Origin of the sequence: Chryseobacterium sp. PCH239, from assembly GCF_018924625.1 — a bacterium.
GTDB lineage: Bacteria > Bacteroidota > Bacteroidia > Flavobacteriales > Weeksellaceae > Chryseobacterium > Chryseobacterium cucumeris.
The window spans coordinates 3897469-3912401 of the sequence record NZ_CP073027.1; the positions used below are offsets into that span (position 1 = coordinate 3897469).

The 14933-nt window shown below is 37.8% G+C and carries 8 protein-coding genes; all 8 read left to right on the forward strand.

The window, feature by feature from the left end; genetic code table 11:
- Positions 1-13 precede the first annotated feature (13 nt).
- Entirely contained in the window at positions 14-601 is a 588-nt protein-coding gene (rplJ, locus tag KBP46_RS18025; RefSeq protein ID WP_216443822.1) for a 50S ribosomal protein L10, read from the forward strand.
- Between the two features lie 46 nt (positions 602-647).
- On the forward strand, positions 648-1016 hold the full coding sequence (rplL, locus tag KBP46_RS18030) for a 50S ribosomal protein L7/L12 (protein WP_062675820.1): 369 nt from the start codon (positions 648-650) through the stop codon (positions 1014-1016).
- A gap of 272 nt (positions 1017-1288) precedes the next feature.
- Complete coding sequence (locus tag KBP46_RS18035; RefSeq protein WP_062675821.1) at positions 1289-1759, forward strand: hypothetical protein; 471 nt, start codon at positions 1289-1291, stop codon at positions 1757-1759.
- 130 nt (positions 1760-1889) lie between these two features.
- On the forward strand, positions 1890-3023 hold the full coding sequence (locus KBP46_RS18040) for a hypothetical protein (protein WP_216443823.1): 1134 nt from the start codon (positions 1890-1892) through the stop codon (positions 3021-3023).
- A 34-nt stretch (positions 3024-3057) separates the two neighbouring features.
- Positions 3058-5652 carry a T9SS type A sorting domain-containing protein gene (locus tag KBP46_RS18045; RefSeq protein ID WP_062675823.1) on the forward strand — a complete coding sequence of 865 codons (2595 nt, stop codon included), beginning with the start codon at positions 3058-3060 and terminating at the stop codon, positions 5650-5652.
- Positions 5653-6092: 440 nt separating this feature from the next.
- On the forward strand, positions 6093-9914 hold the full coding sequence (gene rpoB / locus KBP46_RS18050; RefSeq protein ID WP_062675824.1) for a DNA-directed RNA polymerase subunit beta: 3822 nt from the start codon (positions 6093-6095) through the stop codon (positions 9912-9914).
- A 122-nt stretch (positions 9915-10036) separates the two neighbouring features.
- Complete coding sequence (rpoC, locus tag KBP46_RS18055; protein WP_120232790.1) at positions 10037-14302, forward strand: DNA-directed RNA polymerase subunit beta'; 4266 nt, start codon at positions 10037-10039, stop codon at positions 14300-14302.
- Between the two features lie 87 nt (positions 14303-14389).
- A complete protein-coding gene (locus tag KBP46_RS18060) occupies positions 14390-14695 on the forward strand; it encodes a DUF3467 domain-containing protein (protein WP_027375539.1) in 306 nt (101 codons plus the stop codon).
- Positions 14696-14933: the final 238 nt, after the last annotated feature.

The following is a 14933-nucleotide window of genomic DNA, read 5'->3' on the forward strand; positions in this document are numbered from 1 at the left end:
AATCCTTAAGACAATGACAAAAGACCAAAAAGTTGTAGCAATACAAGAGATCAAAGATTTGCTTCAGGATGCAAAAGTAGTATACGTAGCAGATTTAGAAGGTTTGAACGCTGGTAAATCTTCAGATTTCAGAAGACAAGCTTTCAAACAAAATATCAAAGTGAAAGTTGTAAAAAATACACTTTTACAAAAAGCAATGGAGCAGATTGAAGGAGTAGATTACTCTGAAATGTTCCCATCTTTCAAAGGAAACTCAGCGTTAATGATTGCTGAAACAGCAAACGCTCCTGCGAAATTGATCCAAGGATTCAGAAAGAAAGAAGAAAAGCCAGCTTTAAAGTCTGCTTTTGTTCAAGAAACTTTCTACGTTGGTGACAATAACCTAGATATGTTGGCTAACATCAAGTCTAGAGAAGAAATGATCGGTGAAATCATCGGATTACTTCAGTCTCCAATCCAGAGAGTTGTTTCTGCTCTTCAAAACAAATCTGAAACTGTAGAAGCTCAAACTGAAGAAGCTGCTCCTGTAGTAGAAGAAACTCCTGCTGCTGAAGCTCCAGAAGCTGCTGCAGAAAGCACTGAAGAAACAAGTGCTGAATAATTACACTCAAAAAATTAAATAAATAATCAACAAAAACATTACAACAATGTCAGATTTAAAAAATTTAGCTGAAACGCTAGTAAACCTAACTGTAAAAGACGTAAACGAATTAGCTGCTATCCTTAAGGATGAGTACGGAATTGAGCCAGCTGCTGCTGCTGTAGTTGTTGCTGCAGGTGGTGCAGGTGATGCTGCTGAAGAAAAGACTGAATTCGACGTAATTCTTAAGTCTGCAGGTGCTTCTAAATTAGCTATCGTTAAATTAGTAAAAGATTTAACTGGTGCTGGTCTTAAAGAAGCTAAAGATATCGTAGACGGAGCTCCTGCTGCAATTAAGCAAGGTGTTTCTAAAGACGAAGCTGAAGCTCTTAAGAAGCAATTAGAAGAAGCTGGTGCTGAAGTAGAATTGAAATAATTTCAATTGTATTATAAATATAGAAGCCCGGGCAATGCCCGGGCTTTTTTTTGTATGTAAGTAATTGTAAATGTGATTCTTATTTTGTAACAGTATTTCAATATTTTTATTTCTGATTTTAATATATCTTTTTACGGTTGAATATTATTTAATAATTAACATAATATTTTAATAGTATTTTTAATATTGGTTATTTTATGTGAATTTTTATTAATAAAATATTGTTTTGGTTGAAAAAATATTATATTTGTATCGAAAAAAACACAATATAATTGGAGAGAAATTATTTTCTTTCCTACGGCCATAAGATTACACTTTTGTTGCTTCTGGCAGCTGTAGGAAAATTAAACACTAAGTTGATATCTGTAATGAGAACAAAACCTGAGTTATCATATCGTACAGATATTAAAAATCATCTGCAGGATTACTTAGCCGATGTTTCTGTTCATCTGTGCTCTGAGACCAAAAATGACGGGTCTGTTTCCGAATGTCTCTCTGCTCATCAAAAGGAAACTCATATATTTTATGATGAAGATTCTCAGTCTAAACTCCCTATCTTTAATACTACAAAACTTGTAGCCATATCAAATAAATGGAGCTATTCGTATCAGCAATATACGGAGAACGTTTGCCCAATATTTAAAGGCATTAAAAAGTTCTACAGCAATTCCATCAAACTGGTTGACGGTTTTAAATTTATCATCAAAATTCCTGATAAACCAGTTCTTTCCCTTATTCCATAACATTCCTTACAATTTTAAGCACCTTCTTACAGCATAAGCTGTTATTTCATTTATGATTTAGATGAGAATGCCTGAGAATTGCCCTTTCAAAAAACACACATTTACATAAAAACAGCAAACATCATTAGAAATGAAAAACAAATTATTAACCATCGCTCTGTTATCACTAAGTTTTCCAACATTCGCTCAGGTAGGGATTAATATCAACCAACCACAGGCAACTTTTGATATCGTAGGATCACCTTCTAATCCGGGGAAACTTGACGGTGTGATTGCCCCAAGACTTACAGGAATACAATTGAAAGCTAAAAACTATACTGCAGCCCAAACCGGAGCAATAGTATATGTTACAGCTGCTGAGACTGCACCTACAGGACAAACTGTGGATGTTGTTTCATCGGGCTACTATTATTTTGACGGTTCAAAATGGAGCAGCTTAAGCGGTAGCTGGCGGCTAGTAGGGAATACTGGCACAACAGCAAGTACTGCAAACTTAGGAACTGACATCACTGCTGGAAATTATCTGGGAACAAATGACGGTCAGAACTTGGTTTTAGCAACCCAGAAAAACGTAAAAGGAATTCTGGATATTAACGGAACCTTGCAGGGAGGAAATTCTAATTCTGCATCAGGTCCTTATGCTTCATTAACATGGGGATCAAACAATACCCTTACCAACAGTACTTCCTCAAATATTGCACTGGGAAAAGATAATACCGTTTCAGCACAGGGAAATTTTCCAGCTGTAGCTATTGGATTAAACAATGCCGCAAACAATGGAGCTAAAGTAATAGGAAATAATAATACAGCAACAGGCGCTAATAACCTTGTCTTTGGAAATCTGAATACAGTAACAGGACTCACAGGGCTGACCATCGGAAATAATCACAATAACAATGGTGGGATTGCCATTGGGAGCGGAAATACCACTTCATTAAACAATATAGCTGTTGGCTCAGCAAATACAGCGACAGGGACTGAAGCTTTTGCTATAGGATTTTCAGCTCAGGCTGCTGCGGGGCAAATGGTGTATGCCAATAAGGAACATGTTTTCTTCAATAAAGGAAATGGAACAGATACCATACTGGGAATTAATATGGCTCCTACAGCGGCTACTTCTACAGGGGCCGCCCTTCAGATGAAAGGAATTGCTTCCGGCGCCAATGCGGTATGTACAGCAGCGGAAGAAGGTGCAATCCGATATAATACAACCGCTAAAGTTCATGAAGGCTGTAACGGTTCCAACTGGAAGGCGCTTTACTAACTCAATAAAAACACAAACCTTAAAAAAATAAAAAATGACCAGAAAATTATTCGAAAAGTTAGCTGTGCTGCTCATGACATTGATGATGTCAGCAGGGGTTTTGGCACAGCAGGGCTATGAACCAATCCGTGGGATGGGTGTAGAAGCAAAACCTGTCAACAATTCAGGGATATGTCTTGCCTGTTATAACGGAAGTATGAATCCCGTAGTGGATGCCAGCCTTGATAATAATGTAAGTATGGGTAATTTCGCTTCTCTTTTAAGTGGAAACGGAATCTCTGTAAAGAATAAAAATACAACTTATCCCGCGGGATATATTACCGGTTTCAATGTAGATATTGGAACAAGTTTTATCACGATAGATCTTTTGAGTTCTTTAAGAATCAGTACTTATAAAAATGGGATTCTTCAGGAAACAACTACCAGCAGTACGCTTTTGTCAGTACCTGCATTCGGAGGAAGTAAAAACAGAATATTTCTTCATTTTAAAACTTCAAAAGAATTTGATGAAGTAAGATTATATCAGACCAATGCTCTTTCTACATTCAGTGCAATGAATGTATATTATGCATTTGCATTTGATTCTGCAAAAGTACCTACGGATAACAATGGTATTTGTGATGATATCATTGCGGGAAGCGGTGTGGATGGAAATGTATCCGGAAGCAGCAGTTTTCTTGCTCCGCTTTCCTATGTTCAGAATAAAGAAAAAATAGGTGATGGGAACAAAAATTCTTATGGATCAATTGTTCTGCCAGTGGGATTATTGGGTTCTTATTCAGTAGGCGTTTTAGATAAAAATCAGACCTACCCGGCAGGAAACAGAACAGGTTTTGTAATAGAACCGGATGATCAGGGTAAACTGTTAAGTGCAGAGTTTTTAAAAAATATTACCATAGAAACTTATCTTTTTGGACAGCTTCAGGATTCAAAACAGTTGTCCGACGGAGGAGGCTTGATTAATATCAAAGTATTAGGTTATGGCTCAGGAAAACAAAAGGTTACCTTGACGACTACTAAACCTTTCAATGAAGTAAGGTTAAAAGTTACTCAAACCCTAGGATTTAATTTAGGAGCCCTGAAAGTATATTATGCATTCGAAGAACCTGTTACTTGTGATTGTGATGATAAAATCCAGACCAGTGGTTCTGCTGTACCGGGAAATCTAGTTGCAGGTACTCCATGGACTTCCGGACCAGGATTCCTCGGTCTTATTTTAGCTAAAATGACCAGTCCCGAAGCGATTGTAGATAATAATCCTTCCAATTATGCTACGGCTACTGTTCCGGCTGCCTCTATTTTCAGTCTTTTCTCAGCGTTTGCTACGGTAGGAACTAATGCAGTGCTTCCTGCCAATACAATGGCTGGATTTACTGTAGAAAAAGCAGGTAATCTTCTTGGAGTAAGTGTTCTGGAAAATATCACTGTGACATTGTACAACGGAAATATCTTGACAGATACTTTTACGAGTTCAGGAAGTCTTATCAGTGGAAATTTCTTCACAACGGATTCTAATAAATTTTATGTTGGAGGGAAATCAACAAAACCTTTTAACCGTATTAAAATCACTTTCAACAGCGGAACGGCTATTCGTATTCCTCAAAACTATTATATCTACAATGCTTTTGCAAGCAGAGATGATGATAATGATGGAGTTCCGAACTGTTTTGATCAATGCCAGGGAGGAGATGACAGCATAGATAATAACGGAAACGGAATTCCTGACTGTGCGGAAGGATGTACAGCCGTAAATGACAAATCTCCTGCACTCGATACAGATGGTGACGGAATTGTAGATGCCTGTGATCTGGATTCTGATAATGACGGAATTCCGGATGCAGTAGAAGATTTTGATAAAAACGGCAAGTTCCAGGATGATGATAATGAAGGAGATATTCTGCTGACGCCGGTATTGGGAGATTCTGTTCCTAATTATCTTGATCTTGATTCTGATAATGATGGTATCCTGGATTTATTTGAGTCTGGAATTCCGACCTCAGTCATCAATCAGATTGATTCTGATCATAACGGTATTATTGATGCAAATGTTCCGGTAGGTAAAAACGGAATTGCAGATATTCTGGAAACTTCCCCTGATTCAGGCATATTGAAATATCCACTTAAAAATACAGACGGAGATGATAAACCGGACTTTCTGGATATTACTTCCAATGGTTCAGATCCTGACCTTTATCAGATCGGAAAAGCAAACCTTGATACATTAGGAGGAGGTTTTATCTCAATAATTAATGATAAAGAAAAAGATGGGATTCAGGCTGTTGTAGATACAGATCTTGTAAAAAGAGGATCTCCGGATTCCCCACTTTCACCTTATGCTTCATTATTGAAAAATGCATCCAGTACGGCAAAAATTACCTCCGCAGAAATTATCGATGCAGTGAATGATGTAAAAGTATATCCGAATCCTGTAAAAGCAGGAGAAAATCTTAGAATTATATCAGGGGAGGAAGGTGTATATACTTTGTTCTCTGCACAAGGACAGGTTGTTAAGACAGATCGTTTTAATGCTCATACAGGTATTGATACTTCTTCACTTCCTACAGGAGTGTATATTATTAAAATAGAAACTAAATCAAAAATAAAATCTTATAAGGTTATTGTGAAATAATCATAGGATTAGCTTGTGTTGTGGAGGGGTTGCTCATATTTGGGCAGCCTCTCTTGTTTTAAGAGTCTCAAAATGAGAGGTTTTATTTGTTATTGTGGATAACTTTTTGTATCTTTGCCCCTCTTTTGGCGCGAAAAATTGTTTGTAAATTTATAAAATACTGAAAATCAACTCTTTCATTGTGTAAAACATGGAAGGGATTTCGTGTATATAAATACTGCGGTAATACTGCCTCAAAAGTAATAAAAATATTTTGCATTACGCTGTGAAAAGATATACCAGTGTTGCAGTTAGAAAGAACTATGTACAAAGTTTAAAAGAGCTTAAGGTCCTTTGTGAGCGCCAAAAACACTTTTACCTTTTACTTTTATCTTGTTTGTTGTTCTTTTCTGATATTTTTAATGAATCAAAATATTTTTTAACCCTTTCTTAAAAGTTTTATGAGTAAAACAAAATCAACAACTCAAGGAAATCCGAGAATTAATTTCTCATCAGCGAAAGGAAAAATCATCACTCCGGACTTTTTGGATATCCAAATTGAGTCTTTCAGAGAATTTTTCCAGCTTGATACACTTCCTGAAGCCAGAAAGACAGAAGCTCTTTACAAGACTTTCCAAGAGAATTTCCCAATTACGGATTCAAGAAACCAATTCGTATTAGAATTCTTAGACTATCTGGTAGATTCTCCACGTTATTCAATCGATGAGTGTGTAGAAAGAGGACTTACGTATTCAGTTCCTCTAAAAGCTAGACTTAAATTGTATTGTACTGACCCGGAACACGAAGATTTCCAAACAGTGGTTCAGGACGTATACTTAGGTCCGGTTCCTTATATGACGCCAAGTGGTTCTTTTATCATCAATGGTGCTGAAAGAGTTATTGTTACGCAGCTTCACCGTTCACCTGGTGTATTCTTCGGACAAACTTACCACGCAAACGGAACCAAACTTTACTATTCAAGAATTATCCCTTTCAAAGGATCTTGGATGGAATTTACAACAGATATCAACAGCGTAATGTACGCGTATATCGACCGTAAGAAAAAATTACCATTAACAACTCTATTAAGAGCAATTGGTTATGAATCTGACAAGGATATCCTTCAGATCTTCGACCTTGCTGAAGAAGTGAAAGTTTCTAAAGCTGCCCTTAAAAAAGTAGAAGGGAGAACATTGGCTGCGAGAGTATTGAACACTTGGTTCGAAGATTTCGTAGACGAAGATACAGGTGAAGTAGTTTCTATCGAAAGAAACGAAATCATCTTGGATAGAGAAACTATTCTTGAAAAAGAACACTTGGATCTTATTCTTGATGCTGGTGTGAAATCAATCCTGATTCACAAAGAAAACAGCAACGAATTCTCTATCATCCAGAATACATTACAAAAAGACCCTACTAACTCTGAAAAAGAAGCAGTAGAGTATATTTATCGTCAGTTAAGAAATGCAGATCCACCAGATGAGGAAACTGCAAGAGGAATTATTGAAAAACTATTCTTCTCTGAGCAAAGATATTCATTAGGTGAGGTAGGACGTTACAGATTGAACAAAAAGCTAGGTCTTAATATTCCAACCACAACTGAAGTTCTTACAAAAGAAGATATCATTGCTATCGTAAGACACTTAATCGAGCTTGTAAACTCTAAAGCTGAGGTTGATGATATTGACCACTTATCAAACAGAAGAATTAAAACTGTTGGTGAGCAATTAGCTGGACAGTTCGGGGTAGGTCTTTCAAGAATTGCAAGAACAATCAAGGAAAGAATGAACGTTAGAGATAACGAAATCTTTACTCCACTTGACCTTGTAAATGCTAAGACATTAACATCTGTAATTAACTCATTCTTTGGTACCAACCAGCTTTCTCAGTTCATGGACCAAACCAACCCTCTATCAGAAATTACTCACAAGAGAAGATTATCTGCACTAGGGCCTGGTGGTTTATCAAGAGAAAGAGCAGGTTTCGAGGTTCGAGACGTTCACCATACTCACTATGGAAGAATTTGCCCGATTGAAACTCCGGAAGGACCAAACATCGGTTTGATTTCATCCCTTGGTATTTATGCTAAAATCAACAGACTAGGTTTCATCGAAACTCCATATAGAAAAGTAGAAGAAGGTAAGATTAATCTTAATGCTGATCCTATTTACCTTAATGCAGAAGACGAAGAAGACAAAGTAATTGCTCAGGCAAACGTTGAATTGAGCGATAACGGTGATTTCTTAACAGATAGAATTATTGCAAGATTAGATGGTGACTACCCTGTAGTGGAGCCATCTCAGGTTAACCTTATTGATGTTGCACCAAACCAGATCTCTGGTATTTCTGCATCATTAATTCCGTTCCTTGAGCATGATGATGCGAACCGTGCATTGATGGGATCTAACATGATGCGTCAGGCCGTTCCTCTATTGAAGCCACAGGCTCCAATCGTGGGTACAGGGCTTGAGCAGCAAGTTGCAAGAGATTCAAGAATTTTAATTAACGCTGAAGGTACAGGTACAGTACAGTACGTAGATGCTGACAGAATCGTTATTAAATATGAAAGAAGCGAAGACGAAGATTTAGTACAATTCGAGTCTGCTACTAAAACATACAACCTTACTAAGTTCAGAAAAACTAACCAGAGTACAACCATTACCCTAAGACCAAACGTAAGAGTAGGTGATGTAGTGGAAAAAGGACAGGTACTTTGCGACGGTTATGCTACTGAAAAAGGAGAATTAGCTCTTGGTAGAAACTTAGTGGTAGCGTTCATGCCTTGGAAAGGATATAACTTCGAGGATGCCATCGTAATCAACGAAAAAGTTGTACGTGAAGACTGGTTTACTTCAATCCACGTGGATGAATATTCTCTTGAAGTTCGTGATACTAAATTAGGTATGGAAGAGCTTACAGCAGATATTCCAAACGTATCTGAAGAAGCTACTAAAGATCTTGACGAGAACGGTATGATCAGAATCGGTGCTGAAGTGAAGCCTGGAGATATCATGATTGGTAAAATTACTCCAAAAGGTGAATCTGACCCGACTCCTGAAGAAAAGCTTCTTAGAGCAATCTTCGGTGATAAAGCTGGTGATGTGAAGGATGCTTCATTGAAAGCTGACTCTTCATTAAGAGGAGTTGTTATCAACAAGAAATTGTTCTCCAGAAACATTAAAGACAAAAAGAAAAGAACTGAAGAAAAACTTAAACTTGAAGAAATTGAAAACACTTACAAGGCTAAGTTTGACGAGTTGAGAAATACTTTAATTGAAAAATTAAACACACTGGTAAGCGGTAAAACTTCTCAAGGGGTACAAAATGACCTTGACGAAGAAATCATCGGTAAAGGTGTGAAATTCACTCACAAGTTATTAACTTCAGTTGAAGATTATGTAAACGTTAGCGGTTCAGACTGGACAGTTGACGCTGACAAGAATGAATTGATCAAACAATTGATTCACAATTACAAAATCAAATATAACGACATCCAGGGAGTTAAAAACCGTGAGAAATTCGCAATTTCAATCGGAGATGAGCTTCCGGCAGGGATCATGAAGTTGGCTAAAGTTTACATCGCTAAGAAACGTAAACTGAATGTAGGTGATAAAATGGCAGGACGTCACGGTAACAAAGGTATCGTTTCAAGAATCGTTCGTGAAGAAGATATGCCATTCCTTGAAGACGGAACACCAGTAGATATCGTATTGAATCCACTAGGGGTACCTTCTCGTATGAACATTGGTCAGATCTACGAAACCGTTCTTGGATGGGCTGGTAGAAAATTAGGATTGAAGTTCGCTACGCCAATCTTCGACGGAGCAAGTCTTGATCAGATTACTGAATATACTGAGAAAGCAGGTCTTCCTAAATTCGGTCACACTCACCTTTATGATGGTGGTACCGGAGAAAGATTTACTCAGGCTGCAACAGTAGGTATCATTTACATGTTGAAACTAGGACACATGGTAGATGATAAGATGCACGCACGTTCTATTGGTCCTTACTCATTGATTACTCAGCAGCCGTTAGGAGGTAAAGCTCAGTTCGGAGGTCAGAGATTCGGAGAGATGGAGGTTTGGGCACTTGAAGCATTCGGTGCATCTAACATCCTTAGAGAGATCCTTACTGTGAAGTCGGATGACGTGATTGGTAGAGCAAAAACTTATGAAGCCATTGCAAAAGGTGAATCTATGCCTGAACCAGGTATTCCGGAATCATTCAATGTATTACTTCACGAGTTACAAGGTCTTGGATTAGACGTAAGATTGGAAGAGTAAGATATCAGATGTCAGACACAAGATGTCAGACTACGACACTCTAAGAATTTTATAATCCTTGAATTTGGAATGATGATTTCGTCTGAAATCTGAAATCTGAAATCTAAAATCTAAAAAAAATTATGTCAAATAAAAATAAATCAAGTAGATTTAATAAAATAACCATCGGTCTAGCTTCACCGGAGTCTATTTTACAAGATTCAAGAGGGGAGGTTTTAAAGCCGGAAACTATTAACTACAGAACTCACAAGCCTGAAAGAGACGGGCTATTTTGTGAGAAAATCTTTGGTCCTGTAAAGGATTACGAATGTGCTTGTGGTAAATACAAGAGAATTCGTTACAAAGGGATCGTTTGTGACCGTTGTGGAGTAGAAGTTACTGAGAAAAAAGTAAGAAGAGAGAGAATCGGGCACATTAACCTTGTAGTTCCAATTGCACACATCTGGTATTTCCGTTCATTACCAAACAAAATCGGATACCTTTTAGGAATTCCTTCTAAGAAATTAGATATGATCATCTACTACGAAAGATATGTAGTGATTCAGCAGGGTATTGCTAAAAAATTAGACGGTTCTGATTTTGAAAATATGGAATTCCTTACAGAAGAAGAGTACCTTGACATCATGGAAACTCTTCCTGTAGAAAACCAGTATCTTGATGATTCTGATCCAAACAAATTCATCGCCAGAATGGGTGCTGAAGCTGTAGAAGATCTATTAAAAAGAATTGATCTTGATGCATTGTCTTTCGACTTGAGACACAAAGCTCACAACGAAGGTTCAAAACAAAGAAGAACAGAAGCTCTTAAGAGATTAAACGTTGTAGAAGCATTAAGAGGTGCTAATACAAGAATGATCAACAGACCAGAGTGGATGATCATGCGTGTACTTCCTGTTATCCCACCAGAACTAAGACCATTGGTTCCATTGGATGGAGGACGTTTCGCTACTTCTGACTTGAATGACCTTTATAGAAGAGTTATCATCAGAAATAACCGTTTGAAGAGATTATTGGAGATCAAAGCTCCTGAAGTAATCTTGAGAAACGAGAAGCGTATGCTTCAGGAATCAGTAGATTCATTATTCGATAACACAAGAAAATCTTCTGCAGTAAAATCTGAATCAAACAGACCATTGAAATCACTTTCTGATTCATTGAAAGGTAAGCAGGGTCGTTTCCGTCAGAACTTACTAGGGAAAAGGGTTGACTACTCTGCGCGTTCGGTAATTGTTGTAGGTCCAAACTTACAGCTTCACGAATGTGGTATTCCTAAAGATATGGCAGCTGAACTTTACAAACCGTTCATCATTAGAAAACTAATTGAAAGAGGTATTGTAAAAACAGTAAAATCTGCAAAGAGAATTATCGACAGAAAAGAACCGGTAGTTTATGATATCCTTGAAAACGTGATGAAAGGTCACCCTGTTCTATTGAACAGAGCACCTACTCTTCACAGACTGGGTATTCAGGCTTTCCAACCTAAGATGATCGAAGGTAAGGCAATCCAGCTACACCCGTTAGTAACTACGGCCTTCAACGCCGATTTCGATGGTGACCAGATGGCAGTACACTTGCCACTAGGACCAGAAGCGATCCTTGAAGCTCAGTTATTGATGTTAGGTTCTCAAAACATCTTGAACCCTGCAAACGGTTCTCCAATTACAGTACCATCTCAGGACATGGTTCTTGGTCTTTATTTCATGACTAAAGAATTAAGCTCTACTGAGACGATGAAAGTAAAAGGAGAAGGTCTTGCATTCTATTCTCCTGAAGAAGCAGAAATTGCTTACGCTGAAGGTAGAGTATCTTTAAATGCTAAAGTAAGATGTAGACTACCTATCAAAGAAGATGGAAAAATCGTTACAAGATTAATCGAAACTTCTGTAGGTAGAATCCTGTTCAACCAGATTGTACCTAAGCAGGTAGGATATATCAATGAACTTCTTACGAAGAAATCATTGAGAAACGTTATCGGTAAGATCCTTGCTGATACAGATTTCCCTACAACTGTGAAGTTCCTTGATGCAATGAAAGACCTAGGGTATTCAAACGCATTCAAAGGTGGTCTTTCTTTCTCACTTGGGGATATTGTAGTTCCTGTTGAGAAAAAACAGATGATTGCACAATCAATTGAAACTGTAGACGAAATTAGAGCCAACTATAACATGGGTCTGATTACCGATACAGAACGTTATAACCAGGTAATCGACGTTTGGACAAATACCAACGCTGGGTTAACTGAAATGATCATGAGCAGAATGAAAACTGACCAAGGTGGTTTCAACTCTGTATATATGATGCTTGACTCTGGAGCGAGGGGTTCTAAAGAACAGATCCGTCAGTTATCAGGGATGAGAGGTTTGATGGCAAAACCGCAGAAAGCCGGTTCTACCGGAGCGGAGATCATCGAAAACCCGATCCTTGCCAACTTTAAGGAAGGTCTTTCGATTCTAGAGTACTTTATCTCTACCCACGGTGCTCGTAAGGGTCTTGCGGATACCGCTCTTAAGACAGCCGATGCTGGTTACTTAACGAGAAGATTGGTAGACGTTGCACAGGACGTTATCGTTACAGAAGACGACTGTGGAACATTGAGAGGTACAGAAGTTACTGCACTTAAGAAAAATGACGAGATCGTTGAAAGAATCTCTGAAAGAATCTTAGGTAGAGTATCCCTTCATAATATTTACGATCCTGAAACTGACGAGCTTATTGCAAGCGCAGATCAGGTGATCATTGAATCTTTGGCGAAGAGAATCGAAGAAGCAGGATTAGAAGCTGTGGAGGTTCGTTCACCATTAACTTGTGAAGCTAAGAAAGGTATCTGTGCGAAATGTTACGGTAGAAACTTAGCAACAGGTAAAGTGATCCATATGGGTGAAGCGGTAGGTGTAATTGCAGCACAATCCATTGGGGAGCCAGGTACTCAGCTTACGTTGAGAACCTTCCACCAAGGGGGTACTGCAGGTAACGTATCAGAAAACCCATCTATCGTTGCAAGAAGAGATGGTATCGTAGAAATGGATGAAGTAAGAACCATTACTTCTGAAGATGAAAACGGTAATACAGCTGAGGTTGTAGTTTCCCGTTCAACAGAATTCAGATTAGTTGCTGATAATGAGTCAAGAACTCCATTAATGGTAGCTAACGTACCTTACGGATCTATATTATCTGTAAAACCAGGTGATAAAGTGAAGAAAGGTGATACAATCTGTAGATGGGATCCGTATAACGCGGTTATCATTGCTGAAACTTCAGGTAAGGTAGAATACGAGGATATCATCCAGGGTATTTCATTCCAGCTTGAAATTGACGAACAAACAGGATTCGAAGAGAAAGTAATCTCTGAATCCAGAAATAAGAAAGCCGTACCTACCCTGAAAGTGGTAGACTCTAAAGGAGTTGAGCAAAAAGCTTACAACTTACCGGTAGGAGCCCACTTAATGGTAAACGATGGTGAAAAAATTAAGGCTGGTAAAGTCTTAATCAAGATCCCAAGAAAATCTGCAAAAGCAGGGGATATCACCGGAGGTCTTCCGAGAGTTACCGAATTATTCGAAGCAAGAAACCCTTCAAACCCAGCGGTTGTTACTGAAATCGACGGGGTAGTTTCTTACGGAAAAATCAAGAGAGGTAACCGTGAACTTATTGTTGAGGCTAAAACTGGAGAAAGAAAAATTTACTTGGTAAAACTTTCTAACCAGATTCTTGTTCAGGAGAATGACTTCGTAAGAGCTGGTTCCCCACTTTCTGACGGTTCTATCACACCGGAAGATATCTTAAGAATTAAAGGCCCAACAGCCGTTCAGGAATACTTAGTAAATGAGATTCAGGAAGTTTACCGTCTACAGGGGGTAAAAATCGACGACAAGCACTTCGAAATTATCGTAAGACAGATGATGACGAAAGTATCTATCGTAGATGGAGGTGATACTCAGTTCCTTGAAGGAGCTCTTGAGCACAAGTATGATTTCTTGGAAGAAAACAACAGAGTATTCGGTCTTAAAGTAGTAGTAGATGCTGGTGATTCTAAAGAATTCAAACCAGGTCAGATGATTACTGCAAGAGAATTAAGAGATGAAAACTCTAAGTTGAAGCGTGAAGATTTAGCATTGGTAGAAGTAAGAGAAGCTCTTCCTGCTACTGCAACTCCTGTACTGCAAGGTATTACAAGAGCTGCCCTTCAGACTAAGTCATTCATGTCTGCAGCATCGTTCCAGGAAACAACTAAAGTTCTTAACGAAGCAGCAGTTGCTGGTAAGATAGACGATCTTAACGGTCTTAAAGAAAATGTAATTGTAGGACACAGAATCCCTGCAGGTACAGGTCTTAAAGAGTATCAGAACGTTATTGTAGGTTCTAAGAAAGAATTCGAAGACCTTAACTAAAATTAATGATTTGAAATTTGGGATTTGAAATTATTTTTATATTTTCACAATCTCAAATTTCGAATTTTAAAAACATAATTTATAACAATGGACAACAATCAAAATCCACAAGACGGAAACATCAACATCGAATTAAACGAAATGGTAGCTGCTGGTATCTATGCTAACCTAGCTTTAGTAAACCACTCTCCATCTGAATTTGTAGTAGACTTTATTCAGTTGATGCCAGGTGTTCAGCAGGCTAAAGTAAGATCAAGAGTAATTCTTGCTCCACTTCACGCTAAAAGAGTATTAAGCGCTCTTCAACAGAACATCGCTAACTACGAGCAGCAGTTCGGAGAAATCAAAGAAGTTGAGCCTTTCGTATTAGGAGGAAACAACGTTCAAGCGTAAGATTTCTTTTACATAAAATAAAGGATACCCTGGTTTTTACCGGGGTATTTTTTGTTACCTGCTTTTGCATATCATTCACTAATCAGTTTCTTTTTTTCTTTTTTTATATTTTTCGCAATTTTATTTAAAAAACATATTAAAAAAACACAAATTATTCAATTTAATGTATAATGTTAATTTTTGCTGTAAATTATTGATAATTAATTTAAATTGGTTAAATAATTAATTTTCTTTATTA